At 60.8% G+C, this 21,400-nt stretch carries 21 protein-coding genes and 1 tRNA gene; 11 read left to right on the forward strand and 11 right to left on the reverse strand.

All coding sequences use genetic code 11. The features are described 5' to 3' along the window. Positions 1-120: 120 nt before the first annotated feature. The 7 genes from asnB (at position 121) to AC0J5Z_RS04545 (ending at position 7,519) form a co-directional block, all read left to right on the forward strand. A complete protein-coding gene (gene asnB, locus AC0J5Z_RS04515) occupies positions 121-2,256 on the forward strand; it encodes an asparagine synthase (glutamine-hydrolyzing) (RefSeq protein ID WP_475037711.1) in 2,136 nt (711 codons plus the stop codon). Beyond that, entirely contained in the window at positions 2,253-3,065 is an 813-nt protein-coding gene (locus AC0J5Z_RS04520; protein ID WP_475037713.1) for a hypothetical protein, read from the forward strand. Before asnB ends, AC0J5Z_RS04520 begins: the two co-directional genes overlap by 4 nt. A gap of 10 nt (positions 3,066-3,075) precedes the next feature. After that, positions 3,076-3,351, forward strand: a complete 276-nt coding sequence (locus AC0J5Z_RS04525) for a PqqD family protein (protein ID WP_475037714.1) — start codon at positions 3,076-3,078, stop codon at positions 3,349-3,351. A gap of 196 nt (positions 3,352-3,547) precedes the next feature. Then, positions 3,548-4,387, forward strand: a complete 840-nt coding sequence (locus AC0J5Z_RS04530; RefSeq protein WP_475037715.1) for a diiron oxygenase — start codon at positions 3,548-3,550, stop codon at positions 4,385-4,387. Between the two features lie 32 nt (positions 4,388-4,419). Next, complete coding sequence (locus AC0J5Z_RS04535; protein WP_475037716.1) at positions 4,420-5,679, forward strand: MFS transporter; 1,260 nt, start codon at positions 4,420-4,422, stop codon at positions 5,677-5,679. Between the two features lie 200 nt (positions 5,680-5,879). Beyond that, complete coding sequence (locus AC0J5Z_RS04540) at positions 5,880-6,419, forward strand: hypothetical protein (RefSeq protein ID WP_475037718.1); 540 nt, start codon at positions 5,880-5,882, stop codon at positions 6,417-6,419. Continuing rightward, positions 6,419-7,519 (forward strand): hypothetical protein, encoded by a 1,101-nt coding sequence (locus AC0J5Z_RS04545; protein ID WP_475037721.1) that lies wholly within the window; start codon positions 6,419-6,421, stop codon positions 7,517-7,519. The genes AC0J5Z_RS04540 and AC0J5Z_RS04545 overlap by 1 nt, the downstream gene beginning before the upstream one ends. 3 nt (positions 7,520-7,522) lie before the next feature. Here the strand turns inward: AC0J5Z_RS04545 and AC0J5Z_RS04550 are convergent, their stop codons facing one another. Next, positions 7,523-8,062, reverse strand: coding sequence for an NUDIX domain-containing protein (locus tag AC0J5Z_RS04550; RefSeq protein WP_475037724.1), 540 nt, complete (start codon positions 8,060-8,062; stop codon positions 7,523-7,525). 120 nt (positions 8,063-8,182) lie between these two features. Beyond that, positions 8,183-9,037, reverse strand: a complete 855-nt coding sequence (locus AC0J5Z_RS04555; RefSeq protein ID WP_475037725.1) for a LysR substrate-binding domain-containing protein — start codon at positions 9,035-9,037, stop codon at positions 8,183-8,185. Between the two features lie 177 nt (positions 9,038-9,214). On the opposite strand from AC0J5Z_RS04555, the gene AC0J5Z_RS04560 reads away from it, so the two are divergent. Next, on the forward strand, positions 9,215-10,600 hold the full coding sequence (locus AC0J5Z_RS04560) for an MFS transporter (RefSeq protein ID WP_475037726.1): 1,386 nt from the start codon (positions 9,215-9,217) through the stop codon (positions 10,598-10,600). 50 nt (positions 10,601-10,650) lie between these two features. Here the strand turns inward: AC0J5Z_RS04560 and AC0J5Z_RS04565 are convergent, their stop codons facing one another. The 5 genes from AC0J5Z_RS04565 to AC0J5Z_RS04585 form a co-directional block, all read right to left on the reverse strand. Beyond that, a complete protein-coding gene (locus AC0J5Z_RS04565) occupies positions 10,651-11,808 on the reverse strand; it encodes a N(5)-(carboxyethyl)ornithine synthase (protein WP_475037727.1) in 1,158 nt (385 codons plus the stop codon). Continuing rightward, positions 11,805-11,939, reverse strand: coding sequence for a hypothetical protein (locus tag AC0J5Z_RS04570; RefSeq protein WP_011776304.1), 135 nt, complete (start codon positions 11,937-11,939; stop codon positions 11,805-11,807). Before AC0J5Z_RS04570 ends, AC0J5Z_RS04565 begins: the two co-directional genes overlap by 4 nt. Positions 11,940-12,070: 131 nt before the next feature. Continuing rightward, positions 12,071-12,532 (reverse strand): nuclear transport factor 2 family protein, encoded by a 462-nt coding sequence (locus AC0J5Z_RS04575; protein ID WP_475037729.1) that lies wholly within the window; start codon positions 12,530-12,532, stop codon positions 12,071-12,073. A gap of 154 nt (positions 12,533-12,686) precedes the next feature. Next, a tRNA-Gly gene (locus AC0J5Z_RS04580) sits at positions 12,687-12,760 on the reverse strand. A 79-nt stretch (positions 12,761-12,839) separates the two neighbouring features. After that, a complete protein-coding gene (locus AC0J5Z_RS04585) occupies positions 12,840-14,249 on the reverse strand; it encodes a M15 family metallopeptidase (RefSeq protein WP_475037731.1) in 1,410 nt (469 codons plus the stop codon). Between the two features lie 328 nt (positions 14,250-14,577). Here AC0J5Z_RS04585 and AC0J5Z_RS04590 point away from each other — a divergent pair, with 328 nt between their 5' ends. Beyond that, complete coding sequence (locus AC0J5Z_RS04590) at positions 14,578-15,021, forward strand: SRPBCC family protein (RefSeq protein WP_475037732.1); 444 nt, start codon at positions 14,578-14,580, stop codon at positions 15,019-15,021. A 54-nt stretch (positions 15,022-15,075) separates the two neighbouring features. Here the strand turns inward: AC0J5Z_RS04590 and AC0J5Z_RS04595 are convergent, their stop codons facing one another. Then, positions 15,076-17,043, reverse strand: a complete 1,968-nt coding sequence (locus AC0J5Z_RS04595; RefSeq protein WP_475037733.1) for a CAP domain-containing protein — start codon at positions 17,041-17,043, stop codon at positions 15,076-15,078. Positions 17,044-17,177: 134 nt separating this feature from the next. Here AC0J5Z_RS04595 and dcd point away from each other — a divergent pair, with 134 nt between their 5' ends. Together dcd and AC0J5Z_RS04605 are read left to right on the forward strand one after the other, a co-directional pair. After that, a complete protein-coding gene (dcd, locus tag AC0J5Z_RS04600) occupies positions 17,178-17,753 on the forward strand; it encodes a dCTP deaminase (protein WP_475037734.1) in 576 nt (191 codons plus the stop codon). A 34-nt stretch (positions 17,754-17,787) separates the two neighbouring features. After that, positions 17,788-18,051, forward strand: coding sequence for a DUF559 domain-containing protein (locus tag AC0J5Z_RS04605; RefSeq protein WP_475037736.1), 264 nt, complete (start codon positions 17,788-17,790; stop codon positions 18,049-18,051). 71 nt (positions 18,052-18,122) lie between these two features. Here AC0J5Z_RS04605 and AC0J5Z_RS04610 read toward each other — a convergent pair whose 3' ends face one another. The 3 genes from AC0J5Z_RS04610 to AC0J5Z_RS04620 form a co-directional block, all read right to left on the reverse strand. Continuing rightward, a complete protein-coding gene (locus AC0J5Z_RS04610) occupies positions 18,123-19,322 on the reverse strand; it encodes a cation:proton antiporter (RefSeq protein WP_475037737.1) in 1,200 nt (399 codons plus the stop codon). A 5-nt stretch (positions 19,323-19,327) separates the two neighbouring features. Beyond that, positions 19,328-19,810, reverse strand: coding sequence for a cation:proton antiporter regulatory subunit (locus AC0J5Z_RS04615; protein ID WP_475037739.1), 483 nt, complete (start codon positions 19,808-19,810; stop codon positions 19,328-19,330). A gap of 65 nt (positions 19,811-19,875) precedes the next feature. Beyond that, on the reverse strand, positions 19,876-21,279 hold the full coding sequence (locus AC0J5Z_RS04620) for an MFS transporter (protein ID WP_475037741.1): 1,404 nt from the start codon (positions 21,277-21,279) through the stop codon (positions 19,876-19,878). Positions 21,280-21,400: the final 121 nt, after the last annotated feature.

The following is a 21,400-nucleotide window of genomic DNA, read 5'->3' on the forward strand; positions in this document are numbered from 1 at the left end:
AGAGAAGGTCGGAACCGCAAAGGTCCTGAAGGCACTCACCTAAGAATCACGCAGTAGTTGCCACCGCCAACAACGTTGGCGGTGGCAACCTGCATCTGAACCAAAGTGAAGGAATGACGCATGTGTGGACTTGGCGGATTCGTTGACCGCTTCGGAGCGATGGCCTCTGGACAGAGAGAACAGGTTGCCCAGGCGATGGCCAAGCAGCTTGAGCACCGGGGCCCGGACGAGACTGTTGTAGAGCACAGGGCCAATACCACGCTGGTCTTCACCCGGCTTGCGCTCACAGCTCCGGAGAATGGCCGGCAACCATTTGTTTCGGAAGACGGAATGGTCCAGGTTATTGCCAATGGTGAGGTTTACAATCACCGGGAACTGGAGCAGCAGATACCGGGAATCAAACTGCGGACCCGGTCTGACTGCGAGGTTCTTCTCCACCTGTACGAACGTGATGGCGAAGGATTTCTTGACCGCGTTCAAGGGATGATTGCATGCGTCGTCGTGGACCTTCGCAAGGGAAAAATCCTGTTGGGACGCGATGAGTTCGGGATTAAGCCACTCTTTCACACCACGGGTGGGAAGGGCTTGGTCTTTGGATCCGAGATCAAGACTCTGCTGACACACCCCGATGTCCAAGGGGAGATCGATTGGTCGGAAGCACTGTCCAACCCGGCGCTATCAGCCACGCCACGCCTTACAGCCTCGGGCCAAACTTCGTGGTTCAAGGGAATTGAGCTTGTCCCGGCGGGAACCATTCGCAGTTTTGAGCTGGCACGGGAAGGTTGGACAGACCGGGCCGTCAGGAAACGGGATTTCGGCTTCGAGGGCTTGACCAAACGTGAAGACTTCGTTCGCCTGTTTGATGAAATTCTCACCGATTCGGTTCGTTCCTGCTCCACGGCCGATGTGGGACTTGGAATCTTCCTTAGCGGAGGGGTCGACTCCGTTCTGGTCGCAGCCCTCGCGGGCAAAGCGGACATGCCCACGTTCTCAATTTTGACCGAGGGAACACTTGCATCCGCAGACGCCCGTCATGCATGGGAATCTGCCCATTACCTTGGGCTGCCCCACCACCAAGCGGTGGTGGATCCGCTGAAAGTTCCCAGTGTTGGCGAGTGGGTCAACTTGGTCCGGACAGTCGAGTCTCCGCAGACCAGCCCGGAGCAGTACTTCAAGTACTCCATGCACAAACTGGCCAGGGAGCTCTACCCGGAACTTAAAGGAATGTTGCTGGGCGCTGCAGCAGATGAGTATTACGGGGGCTACTCCAAGATGCTCGCCGACGGTGGATCGTGGGAGGACTTCCTTAACGTCGTCTCAAGCATGGACTCAGCAGGAAGCAGCGACTGGGCGATGGGAGGAATCTCGCCTGTTCGCCCCCGCGCAAAGAAGTCGCCCTCCGAACTCTATGAGGCCTACTTGGTGTGGAAGACCGGTGACGTCAGGCAGTACAACCTTTGGCATGAAGACCGGACAGCTGCCGCTTTCGGGACCGAAGCCAGGGTCCCGTACCTCGATCCCGCACTCGTAGCGCTGATCAAAGCCGTCCCTAAAAATCAGCAGGCAGATTTTCTGCACGACAAATCAATCTTGCGTGAAGCCGCAGCCCGTCATCTCCCCGACCACTATGCGTACCGGGAGAAAGTGCCCTTTTACCATGGACAAGGTTTCGAGTCCGTGAACATCATGTTCGCCAAGATGCTTGCATCCAATGACTTCGAACTCGTTGAGCGCGCGTTCCACAGCGAGCGGAGCAAGGAGTACATCGATGCCGATGCCGTACGAACCCTGGTGAAGGCATCCTTGGAAGCGCCCTCCAAGCACCGGATAGACAAGATTCTCCGGCTTGTGAACCTGGGCCTCCTGGATAACCTCAAGCCTGACTCGATCTCCTATGGGTCCAACGAAGCCACTTCCCACATCAGCCTTCGGGGAGGCGCCACAGAATTCACCGAGGCAATTCCGCTCGCTTTCTCCGGTTCTTCGTCTGCCATCTCCACCATGGTCCTTAAACGGGAGCCCGATTCAATCATGGCCGACGTAGAGGAGGACGGTAGCGTCCTCCTGATCCAAGGCGGCGAAATCAACTTCGTCGTAGAGAACAGGCAAGAAGCTATCTTCCAGCTTCTGGACGCCATTAATGGTGTGAACGACCTCGAATCCATCTGTACGGAGTTGAAAATCGATACCGCGAGCGTCGCCGATGCAGCACTGACGCTCCTTCACGCAGGTTTCATACAGGAGGTCAGCAAATGAGCAGTCCATTGACGAACGAACTGGACCTGCTGTTGAGCGATGAGTCGCTGGAAAGAGTTCTCAAGACCTGCAAGCTCGATCGTGACAGCGTTCGCTTTGGTTTCGCTGCCGGGTCGGTGATTCAGGGGTGGGGCAACGCCGACAGCGACGTGGATCTCTACCTCGTGGTGGATGTGCTCGAGCCCGACTACGTCCTTGAAGAATTTCACGACACCCGTTTCGCGGCCGGTGGCATTCCAGTGGCAACCATCGAACTCCCTGGAAGGAGGGCGGACGTGGAAGTCTGGACCATTGAGCAGGTAGATCAAGTGCTTGGTCTAGTCGGGCGGGACAACCACCAGCGATCGTCCAGCGCTCTGGAGGGACTCAGCTACTTTGAGTTGGATTTCCTCGAAAAATTGGGCCATGGCCGGGCGATCTTTGGGCACGATGGAGTAGCAGAGACACAACGGCAGCTCCGGGAATCCACTTGGCATGAAATGCTCACGGAACAAGCCCTGCTTTTGTCTGACATTTACCTTGAAGATGCAGTCGGGCAACTGGAAAGCTCTGACATCATAAGCTCGGTCCTCTCCGCCAAGCTCGCCTTTGGCCACGCCGTTGATGCTGTGGCGATCTCCAACGGCCTCGTTGGGCGAAGCCCCAAATGGCGCGCCAGAAGGGTTCAGCTGGCAGAAAGCGACGTCCTTCCCTTTCAGGAGTACTGGCAGATCGAGACAATGCGGAACTACGACGCGGAACAGCCGGGGGAGTGGGTCCGGCAAGTGGTTAAGGTATGCCGCAGGATCTCCGCCAAGGTCATGGTCTGAAATGCACAACATGTCACAGAAATACACGTGGAATCTGCGAGTCCGCTCGCGCTTGGATCGTAGCAGCCAAAAGATGACCCTGGGTCTCGCGGGCACCTTCGTCGACTTGGACCCGGTTGCATCCTCGATGTGGCTGGGATTCGAAGTGCCGGCAACTGTCCAGGAGGTAGCCGGTGCGATCGCTGCCGAATACAGCGCAGACCCGGCAGTCGTCGAACCGGACGTCGAGGAGTTCGTCCAGACGATGCGGGACACACAAATGCTTCACGACGTGGGGGGAACTTAGCATGTGTGGGGCCGCCGGATTATTCGTGGGTTGCGCAGTTCCGCCTCCGTCCTGCCCCATGGGCGGGCTTAAGGCAGCGCACGGAACGGCGGGGCAAAGCAGGCAAGGCGACAGCGTCAGGTATGTCAGTGCATTTAAGAACTGGGACAGCAAATCGTCGGTCCGGAGCAGTCCGGACCGGATCGAGGGGTCATCCTTGGGAGGAGCACTGCTCTTCCCTGACGACCTTGTGCCGGTTCTGAGCCACGACTACTTTCACCGGGAGGGGGAACGGTTCCGGCAGCGAATCCGTCTTGCCCATCTGGAGCGCTACCTGAAGTTCACCCTTGCGTTGGAAACCGACGCAGTAAATCCGGTCATCATGGACATCGCCCGCTCACGGGATGGCCTGGATCTCCCGCCCGAAATGCGTCAAGACGCCTTCCGTATGTACGTCGATGAGGCATACCACGCCAATTTCACCTACGCCCTGCTTCGTCGCCTTGAGATCGAGAAGGGAATTTCTGCGGATTTCACCGAAAGGCCGCACTTCCTGCAGCGCATTGCCCTCATCGCAGAGTCCGTTCCGGCCGGCATGAGGCATCAGCTTATGACAATGTTCGTAAGTATCTCGGAACTGTTAATAACAGGAACGCTTACAGCACTGCCCCGGTACGAAGAATTTGCCGCTCCAATCAAAGAGTCAATCCACGACCACGCTGCCGACGAAGCCAGGCACCATGCCTTTTTCTCGGCCTACTTTCCGATCTACTGGCACTCTCTTTCCGGGGAGGAGCAACAGATCCTCGGACCGCTGGTTCCCGATCTCATTGATTGCTTCCTCCACCCTGACGTGGCCTCCTTGGAGGCTGAGTTTGCTCGCTACGGCATCCCCGCCGGAACGGCGTCGACAATTCTGGCGGAAACTTTCAACGCTGAAAAGACAGCCGCCGACAAGAAGAAGATGGCCCGGCCCGTTCTCAAGATCATGGAGCGCATTGGCCTCTGTGGGTCGCCGGCGACCACTGATCGTCTCGGAACCCTCGGATTGGTGTAGTACACAGCATGACATCGGAAAGTTAGGTAATTGTGTCTGAAAGTGCCCCCGCATCAAACCGTCGGTTTTGGACCTACTGGACGGCATACAGTACTTCGACCGTTGGCACCGCTATAACGGCCGTTGCGCTACCTCTCACGGCGGTTCACATACTGCATGCCGATGAATTGCAGACCGGGCTCCTGGCAGCGGCTGCCCATGTTGCCTGGCTGGTGATTGGCCTGCCGGCTGGAGCCATCGTCCAGCGGCTCCCGTTGCGCGATGCCCAGGTGTGGATGGACGTAGTCCGGTTCCTGGCGGTTTTGTCCATCCCGCTTTTCTGGTGGCTGAACTTGCTGAGTTTGGCCCAACTCATTGTGGTGGCATTGGTCATCTCATTCGCTGACGTCATCTTCTTCGTTGCCAGCGCTACTTTCATACCGAAGGTTGTTCCGAAAGAGCAGTTGCAGGAAAAGAACAGTCTCATGAGCGGGACCCACGCTGTCGCCCAGCTTGGCGGCCCGTCCCTCGGAGGAATCCTGGTTCAGCTGCTTGGCCCCATCCTCACTGTCCTTGCTGATGCGGTGAGCTACCTGCTGTCAGCCATCCTCCTCCGACGGATGCCTGCAGCCGAGCAAAAGTCGCATCCGGCGAAATCTTCAATCCGCCTGGAGATCAAGGAAGGTCTTCGATTCACATTGTCGGACTCCGTGATGCGATCGACTCTCTGGAACGCCACCATCATCAACTTTGTAGGTGGTGCCCAGCTGGCCCTTTTTACCATCTACCTGGTCCGGGAGCTCAACGCACCTTCCTACCTGGTCGGCGTCCTTCTCGCTATGGAAGGGATAGGAGCCCTCATTGGAGCATCCTTGTCCGCCTCATTGCCTCAACGGATTGGCTCAGCAAAAGCATGTCTGCTGGCCTCACTCCTCCTCGTCATCGGAGGATTCCTGATCCCGATGGGCCAGGGATACGCGGGCTTCGCGTCCTTCGCCATCGGGTCGATTCTCTTTGCCGCCGGCACCGTAATAACGAGCACAACCACGCGTACCTATCGTCAAATGGTGACACCGCCGGAATTGCTGTCCCGGGTGATGGGGAGTGTCCGATTCATCTCCTGGGGCGCCGTGCCTGTCGGCAGCGTCATCGCTGGTGCTTTTGGAGCGGCCTTCGGATCCCGTGAGACGCTCTTCGCGGCGGCTATTGTGAGCATCGCATCCATTGTCGTCCTCATGTGCAGCCCCGTTGCAAAGCTTCGCAACTTTCCCCAAGAGCCAGCAGCAAGCTCTCCCTTGGAGGCAGCCAAATGATGAATCCTCTTGAGAATCAAGGGTGCACTGTGACTTCACCTGGTCAGGCGTATTCCGGAAAATTCATCGCTGTAGAAGGAATCGACGGTTCCGGGAAATCTCATCTTGTCAGAGCCTTGGCCAGCAACCCCCTCCGGTTGCCTGGGCTTCGACTTTCACACCTCTGGAAAGACCACTGGGAAGTCTCGGATGGTTCTGCAATGGGTGATCGTCTGGCAAAAATGCACGCCCTGACCTGGGGCTATCCTCGCACCGAAGAAGTCTGGCTGTACTCGGAGGAGTACTGGCTTCATATGATCTGCTCTTGGTACAGGCTCTTTTTTGAAGCAAAAGTACGGCCACAACTCGAAGAGGGAGCCACGGTCGTCGTCGACGGCTGGTTCTACAAGCATGCAGCCCGCTTCTCGGTCAACGCACGCGTGGCATCGTTGGCGGCAGGCTACTTCGCCGACCTCCCGGCTCCGGACGTTGTCATCCTTTTGGACACATCGGCAGAAGTTGCAGCTTCAAGACTCCACGGAGCCATGAAGCCTACTGAGTCGGGGGCCTTCGAGTCCCGATCAGCCACCGGTGGCAGTGAGGGGTTCATCTCGTATCAAGGGCGGGTTTCAAAGGCGTTGAGTCATGAAATATCGAAAAGATCCGTTCTGCGGACTCTTGAATCGGGTGATGCGCAGTCAAACCTCGACGCGGCACTACGCATCATCAAATCGGAACTCCAAAAGATTGAGAGCTTGTGATGACAACGTCGGAAACCGGTCTTAGCAACAAGAAAGTTGCAGTGGTCGAAGGCATCAACCGGGATGTGGAGTGGACTCATACCATGGGTCCCTTGCTCTCCAAATACGTCCTGCCAAAGGTTCCCCCACGGGGTGTGCTGGAGGCAGCCAGTAACATAAAAATTGTCCATTCTTCGAGCATCCTCGATTTTCCCTCGGTGGGGAAAAAGGCGCATAAGAGATTCAATTGGCGTCGTCCCCGGTTTACTCACGATGTGGATGGGCAGTTGACGTGCATCATTCCGCCGGGACTCGACTACACGCATCACTACATAGAGCTACTCAAGACGGCCGCACAATTTTACGAAACCGAGTTGCTGTTCTCGCAGCCGTTGCTGACAGCGAAACAGGGCCTGGATTTTGTGGCTTCTCTCGTCCGGGAAGATCTGGGGAGCTTCAACGCTGTGGTCATCGGATACGTCGAGCACCTGTTCGCCGGCGGCGAGGTTTCGTGGGATGTAGAAACGGGCGTGGGATACCGGACATACGACCTCGACGGCTTCAGTATCCTGCTCATCGGGTTCGAGTTGAGCTATTGGGGAGATATCGGTGGGCAACTTGTCCGGGTCTTGGCTGAAAGAGGCGTTACTGATTGGGTTGTTTACGTGGGTAAACTCGGAGCCTTGCATTCCCATGTAATACCGAACCGAACAATTGCCACTGGATCAGTGTCAATTGTGGAAGGTGCGCAAATATCCTGGGATAGCCGCCTGGTCGCCCTGGACGCGCCTGATGCCAGGATCACAGTTCTCACAGACCAGGTCCACGCAACTGAACCAAGCACGTTGGACGAAACTGTCGAATGGCTCAGTATCTTCTCGGAGCAGGCAGGATTGGTGGATCCTGAGATCGGACGGATGGCTGCCGCCGCGAAAGATTCCGGCATTACTTTCGACTATCTGCACATAGTGTCTGACAACCTGGCGGGTGGATATGAGCAAGGCCTGTTTGACGAGCACTTCGGGGAAATAGAGGCTTCGCGGGGGGAATGCCTTCAGTCGATTGAGCGGATTCTGGTCCGTTCCTTTGCCGCTAGCCCAAAGTTGGTCTTCGCTCGCTGATTCTCAGCGGCCGCACGCTCCGCGCCGAAACGCCTCATGACAGCCTCGTCTTGAGGATGGAAATGTGCGCGCAAGCTGCTCGAGCCGTACCCACCGGGCGGGCTGATTGGCCTCTGGCTCAAGAGCGGCATCCGGACGCGCCGTCGCCCAATAGGAGACGTTCAACGTACTGAGCCAGTCTGCTCTGAAGGAGCGCGCTGCAGCAAAAGCAGGACGATCCGCCAATGTGGGACGCAGTCCGGTTTCTTCAGCGAGCTCCCGGGCAGCAGCCTCACGAAGGGTCTCTCCCGGGTCTACCTGCCCGCCAGGGGGAACCAGCCCGCGCCAGCGATGCTCCACCATGAGAACATGCTCAAAATCCGGAGAAAATACCCAGACCTCGGCGGCCAAGGGGCGTGGATTTTGTCTCCAGACCGTTTGAAACCAAGTCAGGACATTGTCTTCTTTGATGTGGGCGCGGGATATGTCTTGGAGCGTTGCCGCGTGGAGACGACAACCTACGTCGTCGGTTCCTGGGCCGGCCAGTTTGCTGAACAGAAACATGTCCCGGATTCGCCATTCTGTCTAACTTCGTCCAACAGATACTTTTGAACACTCTACTGTCGCCCGCGGCTCAGGGACGATCCAGTCCGGCGGCGCGCAACCGTCGAACACGGTTGAACATCAGTTCGACTTGCTCAGCGTCCTGCCCATAATGGCCTGCGTGAGGGCATCGATGACCTCAGCGTTGGCCAGCGGGTTCCGGATGAGCGTGAAATCGACGTCCCCTACCGGCGGCAGCCCAAAGCGTTGGGTGATCACTTTCAAGTCCTCGGGCACCAAGGATGCCGGCATGACGGCAACTCCGATGCCCGCACGCACGGCCGCCAACACGCCACTGATTTGCTTGGTGCTACAGGTGATCCGCCAGGTCCGCCCCTCGGCTTCCAAGGCATCGATCGCCAATTTCCGGCTGAGGCTGGGTGCCGGATAGGCAATGAGCGGGACCGGCGCCCCTGGTTCCAGCACGGTCTGTTCGACGCCTACCCATGCGAAGTTGTCGTGCCGGACCACCGTGCCTTCCTTCGCGCCGGCCACCCACTTTACGAACACCAGGTCCAACTGCCCGGCGTTCAGGCGCTTGTAGAGCTGGTCGCTTTGGCTGACGGTGAGCTCAAGGTTGATCTGCGGATATAGCTGTCGGAATTCGCGAAGGATGCGGGGGAGGCCGGTAATGGCGAGGTCGTCTGCTGTACCAAAGCGAAGGCGCCCCCGCATGGCTGATCCGGAAAAGTAGCGGGCGGCGGAGTCGTGGGCAGCGAGGATGTTGCGGGCAAAGCCGGCCATGGCATCGCCGTTGTCGGTGAGCCTCACGTCGCGGGTATCACGGGCAACGAGCACCCGCTTGGCGGCGGCCTCGAGCTTGCGGACATGCTGGCTGACAGTGGGCTGTGCGAGCCCCAGGCGATCTGCCGCCTTGGTGAAACTCAGCGTTTCAGCGACGGCCAAAAAGGAACGGAGCTGGACGGGTTCGAACACGGAACTCCTAAAGCGCAGGTCAGCGCTGGGCCGGAGTACTGCGCCCTTTCCTCGGTGCTGCAAGCAGGTCATTGCATTCCGCAATGCTAGTTATAGGCGCAATACGCTTCCATAATTGCTGCTGGCAACCATAGCGTTAAACGCATCCCACCGAAACTCTGCATCCGAGGACTACCTTTGGCACCCCCACCGCCTTCAGCGGCAAACGTCAGCCAGCCCGTCATCGATTCCCTCTCCGCACCTCCGCCCGCGGACACCGTCACCCAGCCACTCGCCGTCGTGAGTGAAAAGCTGCCCTGGCGTCATACCTTCATTTCCCTGAAGGTCCCCAACTTCAGGATCTTCGCGATCGGCCACTTCATTGCCGTGATCGCGATCTGGATGCAGCGCATCGCCCAGGACTGGATGGTGCTCCAGCTGTCCGGTTCCGTCACCGCCGTCGGAATTACTGTGGCGTTGCAGTTCATGCCCTCGCTCTTCCTTGGCCCGTGGGGCGGAATGATTGCCGACCGCTTCGCCAAGCGCAAGATCCTTATCATCTGCCAATCGGCGGCAGCGGTACTGGCAGCCGCGCTGGCGGTGCTCTCCTTGAGCGGGCGGGTTGAAGTTTGGCATGTGTACGTCATCGCCTTGGTTTTGGGCTTCGTGACCGTCTTGGACCAGCCTGCCCGGCAGGTGTTCGTCAACGAGCTCGTCGGGCCCAAGTACCTGCGCAACGCCATCAGCGTGAACTCCACTACGTTCCAGCTCGGCGGCCTGATCGGGCCCGCCCTGGCCGGTGTGCTGCTGACGGCTGTGGGCGCAGGATGGGCTTTCGCCGCCAACGCGGTGGCATGCTGCTCCACGGTTGCCATGCTGCTGATCCTCCGCAAGGACCAGTTGCACATTAGCCGGCCGACCCCTCGCAAGAAGGGAATGCTCCGCGAAGGACTCAACTACGCGCTCCGCAAGCCCACTATTTACTGGCCATGGTTGATGGCCGGTTTCGTGGCAGTTTTCGCCATGAGCCTGCCGGTGCTGCTGGCCGCCTTCGCGGACAACGTGTACGACGCCGGCGCCGGAGGCTACGGCCTGCTCAACGCCATGGTTGCGCTCGGTGCGCTGATGGGAGCGGTAGCGTCCACGCGGCGTCGCCAGTTGCGGTTGCGCTCGGTGGTGACATCGGCGGGGTTGTATGGGCTCATGCTCTGTGCGTCCTCGCTGATGCCGTCGATGGTGTGGTTCAGCGTCACCATGGTCCTCGCCGGATTCTGGTGCCTCATGTTCCTCACCGCGGCCAACCAGATGGTTCAGACCAGCTCCAACATGAGTATCCGCGGCCGCGTCATGAGCCTGTACCTCGTGGTGCTGATCGGTGGGCAGGCAATCGGCGGTCCCATGATGGGCTGGCTCGCCGAGCACCTTGGTCCGCACTTGGCCGTCCTGGTGTCCGGCGGCGTACCGGCCATCGCGGCTGCGGTAGTCGCCGTCGTACTGGCCCGGAAGTCATCCCTGCACATCAAGGTGGACCTGCGTGACCGGCGGCGGGTGCTGCGGATTGTTCAGGAGCCGCAGAGGGCTTAAACGGTTGAAGCGCCCTCGGTGTACCGGGGGGCGCTTCATTCCGCGTGGCGCTAGGCCGCAGGTAGGTGTGGGTACTCCGCTGAGCGGCCCTGGAACTCAAGGACGTCCGGATTGCGGATAACGCCTTCACGGATCTCGATGGCGCGGGAGATGGTCTCGTTGGCGTCCCACCCACCCGGCCCGGCCACTACGGTCTCCAGGAATGGCAGCAACGCCTCGCTGATTTCCCAGCTGGCAGAGTTCCAGAGGTATGACGGGCTGTGGTCCACGGCGTAGTAGTTAACGTGCCCGCCCACTCGGAACATGGGCTCGTCGAACGTCGTGGTCCGGGCCCAGCTGAATCCCATGCCTTCGTCGCAGGAAACATCCACGATCAAGCTGTCCGGTTGGAACTCCGTCAGGTCCTCTGTCCGCAAGTACGTCAGCGGGGCGTTCGGATCCTGCAGGGTGCAATTGACTACGATGTCCGCCGCGGCCAGGAACGGCGCCAGGGGCTTGCGCCCCTTGTCCGTGATGACTTCGCTAAGGAACGGTGCTTTGCTGTCATGGTCGAACTGCACGATCCGTACCGAATGGATCGGCGAGCCGACGGCGGCGACGCCCCGGTTGGTCAGGACCTGGACGTCGTGGACGCCATGGGCATTCAGCGCAGTGACGGCACCGCGGGCCGTGGCCCCGAATCCGATCACCACAGCGCTGAGCCGGCGGCCGTAGTCCCCAGTGGAACCAGTCAATGCCAGGGCATGCAGCACGGAGCAGTACCCGGCTAGCTCGTTGTTCTTGTGGAAGACGTGGAGTCCGAAGCCACCGTCGCCGGCCCAGTGGTTCATGGCCTCGAAGGCGATGAGCGTGAGCTTCTTGTCAATCGCCAACTGGGTGATTGCCCGGTCCTGCACGCAGTGCGGCCAGCCCCACAGTGTTTGGCCGTCACGGAGCTCCGCCAAGTCCCGGGCCTGCGGCTTGGGCAGGAGGATGACATCGTTATTGGCGATCAACTCCTGGCGTGTACCAAGCCCGCCCACCAGTGATTCAAGCTTGCTGTCCGGGACACCGAACCGCTCGCCGTAGCCATGTTCAAAGCGGAGCTGTTGCCGGACTTCCGGAGCAATGCGCTCCAGATGCTGCGGGTGGATCGGCAGGCGGCGCTCATTGGGCTTCAGCGAGGAAGCCAAGACGCCTATGCTCAGCTGGCCGGTTGGCGCGGTCACTTCTTGTTGCCGGTAGAAGGCTTTGCCGCCTCGGTGGCGGAGGACTCGGAAGCCCGCTTATCCGCGCGTTTTTCCTTGATGGATTTGCTGGATTTCTTCGATGCAGTTTGGCGCGGTGATTTGTCGCCCATGATGGCTCCCTTAGAGCGGAGCCGAAATGGCTCCTGACTCCTGACGATACACCTCCCCGGACGGCGTTGTGGCAGGAGTCACGCAGCTGGCCCCGGGGGCCCTTGGGTCAATGGGCCCCGGCGGGCCCTGCCTATTGGGCCGCCTGAGCGGCCGGACGGCCATGCGTTACGCGGTGTGTTACGCGATCCGCGGTGTCGTCCACTGTCACAACCTGCTCCACGGGCTCCAAATAGAAGCGGGCGCTGCTGATGATGCCCTCGTCCACGCCGAAGATAATGACGCCGGTCATCTCGTGCGGCGTGCCGTCACGGCGGGCGCCCTTCAAATGCAGCTCGGCCCACACGCTGCTCCCATTCACACTGTGGGACAGCATGCGGGCTGCGATGTCCGGTACGCCGGTGAAAAGTTGCTCCCAGTTGCTGCGGATAGTGTCCCGTCCCGTGAATCCCCGGGTGGGGTGGGCTGGCGTTTCGTTGACGTAGCCCGGCGCGAAACACTCAGCCAGGGCTTCAAGATCGTGCTTGTTCGTGGCTTCCAGCAGGCGGTTGATGACGGCGAGTGGACCCGCCTCACCATCGTCGGTGAGAGTCATTGGAGGACCTCCTGGATAGGTGGATGTACGTAAGAGTTTAGGCTCGCGAGGCCTCCCGGTCGACGGGTAAGCGGCCCTCTTTGGTGAGTGCCGTCGTCGGGCGTTCAGGCAACGGAGACAAAGAAACCCCGGATCGTTGGATCCGGGGTTTTCTTGGAGCGGGCGACGGGAATCGAACCCGCGTATCGAGCTTGGGAAGCTAGCGCTCTACCATTGAGCTACGCCCGCACTGCCCGGGAAAGACTCCCCCGAGCGAGTCCTAGCTTAGCGCAGTTGCAGGACTCCTCATGACCGGCGCACCGGATGCCTACTTGAACAGCTTCATGCCGTTCCAGCCGTTGCCCACTTGGCGTTGAGCGCCCCAGACGCCGGTCCCCAGGCGGTAATCGACGAGGTAGCCATCCACGGTTTGGGCAGTGATGCTGCGCGTGCCCGGACCGGATAAGCCGAAGCTCGGGACAAGTGCCTTCATGGTTCCCCAACCGGAACCCACTGTGGTGGGCAGGCCCGCGAAGCCACCCCCTCCGTTGCCGGGGTAGCTGAGTAAGTGCCCGGAGGTTGTGGTCGCCAGGATGTCGTTGGCGCCGTCGGCATTCCAGTCGGCCATGGTCAGGCCCATGCCCGCCCAGCCACTTCCAATGTCCACCCGGTAAGTCAATGCCCTGCCTGAGGTATTGGGGTAGTACCGGAGCCCGCCATCCGGGAAATAGCCAATGATGCCCGGATATCCTTGAGCCGCAGACCATTTGCCAACGGTGATGGTCATCTTGTCCCAGTCACCCGTTCCCACCACGATCTGGGTGGAGAAAGCACCGCCGGGCCAACCCTTGAACAGTCCCAAGGTGCCGCTGTCCCATTGCGCCAGGATGTCGTAGACGCCATCGGCGTCCCAGTCCACTACGAAGGCCTGCTTCAAACCGCGCCAGTTGGAGCCGATCACTGTGGGAATGCCATAGCCGCCACCGCCGTGTGCGGGATAGCGGAGGAGACGACCGGAGGAGTCCGCCGCCACCAGGTCCGCGCCGGAGGTGATGCTCGCATACGCAGTGGGGTTGCCGGCGAAATACTGCTCCATGGTGGGGAAACCGCGGCGTTTCATGTCGGTTGCGAGGTCTACACCGACGTAACGCAGGTGCCAAGGCTCGTAGCTGTAGCCCGTGATGTTCGTATAGCCGTTGGGGTAGCGGACAATGAAGCCGTATTTGTGGGCATTCGCAGCCACCCAAATGCCGGCGGCCGTGTCCCCAAAACAGGTGCTGAGGCCACAGGAACCGTTGGCATTCCCGACGTCCACGGCCAACCCAGTCTGGTGCTCGCTGTGCCCTGGACGTGCGGAGATCAAGTCAGCCTGGGCTTGGCCGTAGATGCTGACGTAATAGGAATAGACCTGCTGTTGCTGCGCGTAGGAACGGTAACCGCTGACCACGGCCAGCCCGCCCGTGCCGGCATCGGCCGCGCCTTGGAACAAGCCATTGAGCCATGCCGCAGCCTCGGCCCGCAAATACTGGCCGGAACCGCGGGCATTGACGAGGTCGCCCGGCGCGTAGCTCACGGGATTCAAGGGCCGGGACTTGTTGACCAGAACGGACAGGTTTGCGGGATTGCCCACAGGATCGACGCTCGGCAGCGGATTTGCGGTGGTCGGTACTGCTGTTTGGGCGACCGCGGCCGGTGCGTTCGTGCCGGCGGCCGCAGTGACTGTCGTTGGTGTCGCCATGGCAGGCGCCCCAGCTATCACGCCGCCAGCCACCGACAGAGTGAGGATCGCAGCGCGGGCCGCCAGCCGTCGTCGTAAGTTCCGCACGGAAACCGGATGGTTCTGACCTCGCATAACGCCCCCACTTTAGTTGTAGCCAACCGCAGGCACTCTACCCGGCGCGCGGGCGCCTGTCAGCAGGTGCCCGCATAAATTGGCAGGTAACCATTCGGTCAAGGCTCGGCAGGCGTGTGTCGCAGGGGCCCGCCCCTGACTATTCTGAAGGTGTTAGCTGCAGCGTATGGGGAACCGGGCTACGACATTCGACCGTAAGCCGAAAGAGGTTTCCGTGGCATTCGCAGCCAATGAAGTGGTGATCTGCAGGGACGCCATGACCGTTTACGGATTCCTCATGGACGGGACGAATAACTCGCTCTGGCGTTCGGGAGTGCGCAGCATTTCGCTTCGCTCCGGCCTTCGCGGCCATAAGGGCGCCCTGTACCAGCAGACGGTTTCCGGACCCGGCGGCCGCCCAATCGCCGCCGACTTCAAGATCACCGAAGCCCGCCCAGGCGCCGAAGTCCGCTACGCCGTCGTGGCAGGACCCGCGCGGCCCACCGGAGGTTACTACCTCAGTACCGAAGGGAACACCACCCGGCTCCGGTTCGCCCTTGAGTACCATCCCAAGGGCCTGCGAAAGCTCATGAACGGCATAATCCAGAAAGCCCTGGAGGGCGAAGTGGCACAGCTGGAGCAGCTCAAAATTGCGATCGAGTCCCGCTCGGCCGCTTAGCCGCGCGGTTGGCGTACGACGTCGGGTTGGCGGGCCGGTTTCCGGGCCTGCTTTCTATTGGGCGAACTTCAGTCCGCCCCACCCGATACCGATAGTCACCGGCGTAGTAAGCCGTCCGGTGGTGAGATCCCAATACTCGACAACACCATTGCGGTCCAGTCCGGCGACACCTGTCGAGCCGGGCCCGGTCACCCCGTGCAGCGCCCTCAACCCCGTGTAATCCGTCCATTCCGCACCCACTACCGGACGGGATTCCTGTTTCGGCGTGCCCAGCCCGCTGCCGCGATACAGCCTGAGGGTGCCGTTGGCCTCGGTGCTGAGCAGGTCCTGGAAACCATCGGCGTTGTAATCCACCATGCTGAGCCTGACCGCAGGGAAGCCCGTACCGATCGCCGCCTGGGCACGAATGTAGGCCAGGCCCGCGTTCTTATAGAGGTACAGGTTGCCGCGAGAGTCCATGGCAACTATCTGGGGAAGACGGTTGTTGGCGCACCAGGTGCCCACCGCGATGTTCAGCGTCCCCCAGCCCTGGCCAAGCGCAACGGGATTCTTGAATCCGCCTGCCTGGAGACCGGGGTACACCAAGAGGGCGCCGTCGAGTCTTTGAGAGATCAGATCAAACACGCCGTCGCGGTCCCAGTCCGTGATGAAGAGGTCCTTGAGCCCGGTGAACCCGACGCCGATCCTCTTGCCGCCGCCGTACCTGCCGCCACCCCATGATGGGTAAGCAACCACCGAGCCGTCGCCGGCGATTGACACGAGATCGGCTGCGCGGCTGATCGATGCCGCGCTCAAGTTGACGGTGGGCGGTTGGTGTTTGCTGCCCGGTTCGCAGACACCCACAGGGTCCGTTGGTGGCGGGACCGTGCCGCCCGGACTCGTGGTGGTTCCTGCCGGTAACGACGTGTAGCCGAAGAAGTTGACCACGCCCCAAAGCGTGTAGCGGTTCGGGGTTGTCTGCCAATTGCCATCCGTGTACGTGATGCCGATGCCCATGACGTTGAAACGGGGATCACGCAGAAGGGCGTCGTGACCGGGAGAACCCTTCCACCACTCCACAAGCTGGGCCGCGTCGCGGTCCCAGCGGACAGCGATGACTTCTCCGGCACCGTTGTTCGGATTGAGCGCTCGCGGATCTGTCCAGAAGTTGGCCCGGTGCTGGATCACTTCACGCGTGGCGATGTTGTTGGACCAGTCCTGGGCCAGGCTGGCCACCGTTGCGTGGTACTTCACCGGTGCCAGGCCAAGCGACGCGCGGTAGCTGTTGATCGCGTTGAACACCGTCCGGATCGCAGCCGTGTTGCTATCAGGAAGGAGGGCCAAGGCACCGTTTTCGGGATCCGCATTGCCGCGTGGGCTCTTTCCCGGGAAGGGGGCTGTGGGGGAGGGCGCCGGGGTTGCTGTCGGTTCGGATGTTGCCGTCGGAGCGGGTAAGGCTGTTTCGGTGGGCGTCGGGGAGGGGGTGGCTGTTGGTGTCGCCGTTTTTGTCGGTGCCGGCGTTGTTGTTGGGGACGCTGTTTCCGTAGGAGACGCTGTTTCCGCAGACGGGCTGGGCCCGGCGGCCGGGGCGGTCGGTGTCGGTTCGGTCGGAACAGTACCAACGGTCTCTTGTGGAGTGGGCTTCGTTGCAGGTGGCTCGGAGGCGCCGGGGCCCGAGGGGTTGTCCGGACCCCAGGAGGGCCCGATGTTAGGCACCGGAGGTGGAGTTTCGAACACCGGATCCACTGCGACTGGGCCGCTGTGGGAACCGGTTCCCGAACCGTCGCCTGGTGTCGGCTCCGGCGTCTCGGGGGCAGAGGGCACCGTGGTGGGGTCGGACGCGTTGCCTGCCACCGGGAGGGGAGCTGAAGGTGCGGGCTCCGCCGTCGTGGTTGCTTCCGGTGCCGTCAAACCTGAAGGAAAGCCGGCCGAAGGCGTAGCAGCGGGACCAAGGGCGACCTGCGTCGACGGGAGAATCTGGCTGGAGGCGGCCACCCCGAGAGCCAATGCGCCAGCCAGCACGATAGCGGCAGGCGCAGCCATTTTTCTCACAATTACCCCGCGAATGCTCGTTGCCCCCAAGTACGGGCGCGGTTCTACATGTCCGGGAACTATAGTCCCACGGGGCGGCCTGAACAATGCATGCGGTATTTGATGCATGGGGTATTTTTGATGCTGTGCTGATCTCTGACCGCGATATTCGTGCCGAAATAGACTCCCAACGGATTGTTCTTGAACCGTACGACCCCGCGATGGTCCAGCCGTCTTCCGTGGACGTGCGGATTGACCGGTTTTTCCGGCTCTTCGACAACCATAAATACGCCCACATCGACCCCGCTGAGGAACAGCCCGAACTGACCCGGCTGGTGGAAGTGGAAGGCGACGAGCCCTTCATCCTGCACCCCGGGGAATTCGTCCTCGGCTCCACGTATGAAACTGTCAGCCTCGCAGACGATATTGCTGCGCGTCTTGAGGGGAAGTCGTCCTTGGGACGCCTCGGGCTGCTGACACACTCCACGGCCGGCTTCATCGACCCCGGCTTCTCGGGTCACGTGACGCTGGAACTCTCCAACGTGGCAACCTTGCCCATCAAGCTGTGGCCAGGCATGAAGATCGGCCAGTTGTGCTTCTTCCGCCTGACCTCCTCGGCCGAGCATCCCTACGGTTCCGGCGAATACGGCAACCGGTACCAAGGCCAGCGCGGACCCACCGCGAGCCGCAGCCACCAGAACTTCCACAAGACGTCCATCTAGCCTCTCTTGGTGCTTCGCACCTGTGCTGAGTTATGTGGTGCGCGACCCGGCGGGCCGTGAGCTGGTGTGGCCGGATCTCGCGTTCCCGGATTTCAAGGTTGCGGTGAACTACGACGGCGGCCATCACCTCACTGCCGCGCAAAAGGAATCCGACATCCGTCGAGAGGCCTTGCTCGCAGCGAACGGCTGGATCTCAATCGTCATTACGGCCGAGCAAGTTCGGGAACGAGGCTACGAGGGGGTTGTTCGCCGCATCCGGGACGCGTTAGGTCGTGGAGGATGGGTGTCGAGGGGTTAGCTCTCGGGACTTTGGTTGTCTCTTTCGGTTGAGATGTCGCCCCTCGGCGGACGTGGACGGCGTGGCGCACGCTAGGCCGGGGTGCGCTCAGACGTACGCGGCGGGGCTCCGGGCGTCTTGCGGATGGCCTTGACCACCGGCTCCACGAAACGGGCAGCCAGCGGACCGAGGATGGCCATGATGAGTACATAGGCCGTGGCGAGTGCGGCAAGTTCGCCGGGTACGGCGCCCGAAGTAACAGCCAGGCCCGCGATGACGATGGAGAATTCACCACGGGCGATCAACGCGGCTCCTGCCCGGAAGCGGCCTGGAACAGCGATGCCCGCGCGCTTTGCAGCCCAGAATCCCGTGATCATCTTGGTGGCGGCAGTGATGACTGCCAACACAAGAGCCCAGCCAAGGACGGGCGGTATGGAGGTGGGATCCGTGTTAAGCCCGAAGGCCACAAAGAAGATGGCGGCGAAGAGATCCCGCAACGGCTCAAGAATCCGGGTGGCATTGTGGGCCGTAGCGCCGGAGATGGCGATGCCCAACATGAAGGCACCCACCGCGGCGGACACCTGGAGGGCAGAAGCGATGCCGGCCACGAGAAGGGCGAGGCCGAGCACGTTCAGCAGGAAGACCTCCGAGTTCTCGCTATGCACTGCTTGCGAGACCCGGTGGCCATGCTTGAGGGCGATGACCAGCACCACCGTGACAACTGCAAGGGCAATTCCCACGGTTTGCAATCCGCCCAGGAACCCGACGCCGGCAAGGATGGCGGTGAGGATGGGAAGGTAGATTGCCATTGCAAGATCTTCGAATACCAAGATGGACAGCACCACGGGCGTCTCGCGGTTACCGATACGCCCGAGGTCTGTGATCACCTTGGCCGCGATGCCTGACGACGAGATATAAGTAACGCCACCCATGACGATGGCGCCGACGAGTCCCCAACCCAGAAGGACGGCCAACCCCGCGCCCGGAAGGAAGTTGAGGACGAAGTCCATGACACCGGCCTGCCAGGACCTTCGAAGTCCGGTGACAAGCTCGGACGCCGTATATTCCAAGCCGAGCATAAGCAGCAGAAGTATGACGCCGATTTCGCCGGAGAGGTGGGCGAACTCATTCATGCCGTCCAGCCTGACGAAGCCGCCCGCTCCGAAGGCTAAGCCACCCACCAAATAAAGGGGGATGGGGGACATGCCTATCCGGCCCGCTAATCGAGCAAGGAGACCGAGGCAGAAGACGACGGCCCCCAGTTCAACGAGGGCTAGGGCGAGCGGATCCATTCCGGTCAGCCGTTGCGGAGGATGTCGGCTGCCGAGTCAAGACCTTCCTGCGTGCCGACCGCTACGAGTAAATCGCCGGTGTGTAGTACGACGTCGGGTGCCGGCGAAGGGACGACCTCGCCTTCACGCATGATCGCCACGATGGAGACACCGCTGCGGGTGCGGATCTGTGCCTTGCCCATTGGCTGGTTGACGAAGGGTGAATCAGGTGTGATGGAGAACTGGCGGGTGACGATGCCTGGTATCTCTCGATGATCTTCTGCCAAACGCATGGCAATGTGCTGGCCGCCCAGGAGGTTCCCGAGAGTCGAGGCTTCATCGGCCGTCAATGGAATGGACGCCTGGCACGTGTCAGGATCATCCCAGGTGGACACGAAAAGCTCGGTCTCGCCCTCACGAAGTTCCACGACACCGATGCGACGGCCCGATGCCGTGACGAAATCCTTGCGGATCCCGAGGCCCGGGAGTTCAGTCTCATCCACGTTCATAGCTCCACCCTAACTCTGTTGTACGGGTCCTGGTACGGCGTTCATGCTCAGCCAGTCCTATGTAGTTAACGCTCAGGGACCACGGCTATTTCCACCTTGGCCGGTGGTTTCACTGGCAGGATCACCAACAGGCCTGCCAGCAGCACCACCATGATTCCGAGGATGCCCCAACGCTGGGCGTCACCTTCTGCAACAAGCGGCGCGGCGATGGTGATGCATAGGGTGAAGAGTGTGGGGGCGAGGAAGCTGACGGCCCGCCCGGTTGTGGCGTAGAGCCCGAACAGCTCGCCCGATTCTCCAGCAGGGGCGAGCCTTGCCAGGTATGCCCGGGAGGATGATTGGGCCGGACCCACGAACAAGCAGAGCAGCAGGCCGAAGACCCAGAACGTCGTAGTCCCGGGCCATTCATTTCCGAAGAAGACGTAATCGCCGTTGCCGAGAACCAAGATGGCTGTGCCTGCGACGAGAAGGCCGATCAAGGAGAGGACGATGACGGCCTTGGGTCCGATCCTGTCATCCAGGAAGCCTCCGATGATGGCACCGACGGCCGCGACTACGTTGCCGAATATGGCGAAGAAGATGACGTCCTTGAGCTCGAAGCCAAATGTGCCGGCAGCGATGACCCCGCCGAACGTAAATACGGCCGCGAGGCCGTCGCGGAAAATAGCGCTGGACAGCAGGAAGTAGATGGTGTGGGGGCTGGTCCGGTAGATGGCGCCGATGCGGCGGAACAGCAACTTGTAAGAGGCCACAAATCCCATGGCGGCGGTGTCCCTCTTCAAGGAAACCTCCGGCACAGCGAACAGCACGGGAAGGGCAAAGATCAAGAACCAGAGCGCAGAGAAGATGGCAACGAGCCGAATGTTGAGGGAGTCCTGTGTGGACGCGCCGAACCATTCAAAGGAGGGCTGGACAAACAACTGCAGGACAATGAGGAGTGCCACGATTCCTCCGAGATACCCCATGGCCCAGCCAAATCCACTGACCCTGCCAATGTTCCGCGGGGTGGAGATTTGGGCAAGCATGGCGTTGTAGTTCACGCCGGCAAACTCGAAGAATATGTTGCCGAGCGCGATCAGGCAGACGCCGAGGAGCAGGAACTCGGGCTGCGGGAAAACGAAGAAGCACAGCGCTGTAAGGACAGCCGTGGCGGCGGTGTTGACGCCGAGCCACAACTTGCGGCGTCCGCCGGCGTCTGAGCGCTGACCGGTGACGGGGGCAAGCAACGCAATGGCGAGACCGGCTATAGCCAGCGCAGCACCGAGAGCGGCCGAGGCCGCGTCCTCTCCGCCGAAGGCGTTGGACGTGAGGTAAACGGTGAAGACAAAGGTGGTCATGACCGCTTGGAAGGCAGCCGAGCCCCAATCCCAGGATGCCCAAGCAAGGATTTGACCCTTTTTTGAGGCGACAGGTCCCGAGGCAAGCTCGGACGTCGGATGGGAGGCTTCGGGGACTGCGGCCGCGTTCATAGCTTGAATGCTATAGGGGCGTGGATAACGGCGGGCACATGACAGACCGCGTTGTGGAGAACATGGCTTTAAGCCTTGCGCGCAGCCGGGTCCGCTGGCCGAAAACTGTCCGGACCCCTTG

This window comes from Paenarthrobacter sp. TRD_SC_7 (assembly GCF_056156245.1).

Coding starts and splice junctions, on each gene's coding strand:
- asnB (WP_475037711.1), top strand. CDS start 121: ATGTGTGGACTTGGCGGATTCGTTGACCGCTTCGGAGCGATGGCCTCT.
- AC0J5Z_RS04520 (WP_475037713.1), top strand. CDS start 2,253: ATGAGCAGTCCATTGACGAACGAACTGGACCTGCTGTTGAGCGATGAG.
- AC0J5Z_RS04525 (WP_475037714.1), top strand. CDS start 3,076: ATGTCACAGAAATACACGTGGAATCTGCGAGTCCGCTCGCGCTTGGAT.
- AC0J5Z_RS04540 (WP_475037718.1), top strand. CDS start 5,880: ATGGGTGATCGTCTGGCAAAAATGCACGCCCTGACCTGGGGCTATCCT.
- AC0J5Z_RS04545 (WP_475037721.1), top strand. CDS start 6,419: ATGACAACGTCGGAAACCGGTCTTAGCAACAAGAAAGTTGCAGTGGTC.
- AC0J5Z_RS04550 (WP_475037724.1), bottom strand. CDS start 8,062: ATGTTTCTGTTCAGCAAACTGGCCGGCCCAGGAACCGACGACGTAGGT.
- AC0J5Z_RS04570 (WP_011776304.1), bottom strand. CDS start 11,939: ATGGGCGACAAATCACCGCGCCAAACTGCATCGAAGAAATCCAGCAAA.
- AC0J5Z_RS04575 (WP_475037729.1), bottom strand. CDS start 12,532: ATGACTCTCACCGACGATGGTGAGGCGGGTCCACTCGCCGTCATCAAC.
- AC0J5Z_RS04585 (WP_475037731.1), bottom strand. CDS start 14,249: ATGGCGACACCAACGACAGTCACTGCGGCCGCCGGCACGAACGCACCG.
- AC0J5Z_RS04595 (WP_475037733.1), bottom strand. CDS start 17,043: ATGGCTGCGCCTGCCGCTATCGTGCTGGCTGGCGCATTGGCTCTCGGG.
- AC0J5Z_RS04610 (WP_475037737.1), bottom strand. CDS start 19,322: ATGGATCCGCTCGCCCTAGCCCTCGTTGAACTGGGGGCCGTCGTCTTC.
- AC0J5Z_RS04615 (WP_475037739.1), bottom strand. CDS start 19,810: ATGAACGTGGATGAGACTGAACTCCCGGGCCTCGGGATCCGCAAGGAT.
- AC0J5Z_RS04620 (WP_475037741.1), bottom strand. CDS start 21,279: ATGAACGCGGCCGCAGTCCCCGAAGCCTCCCATCCGACGTCCGAGCTT.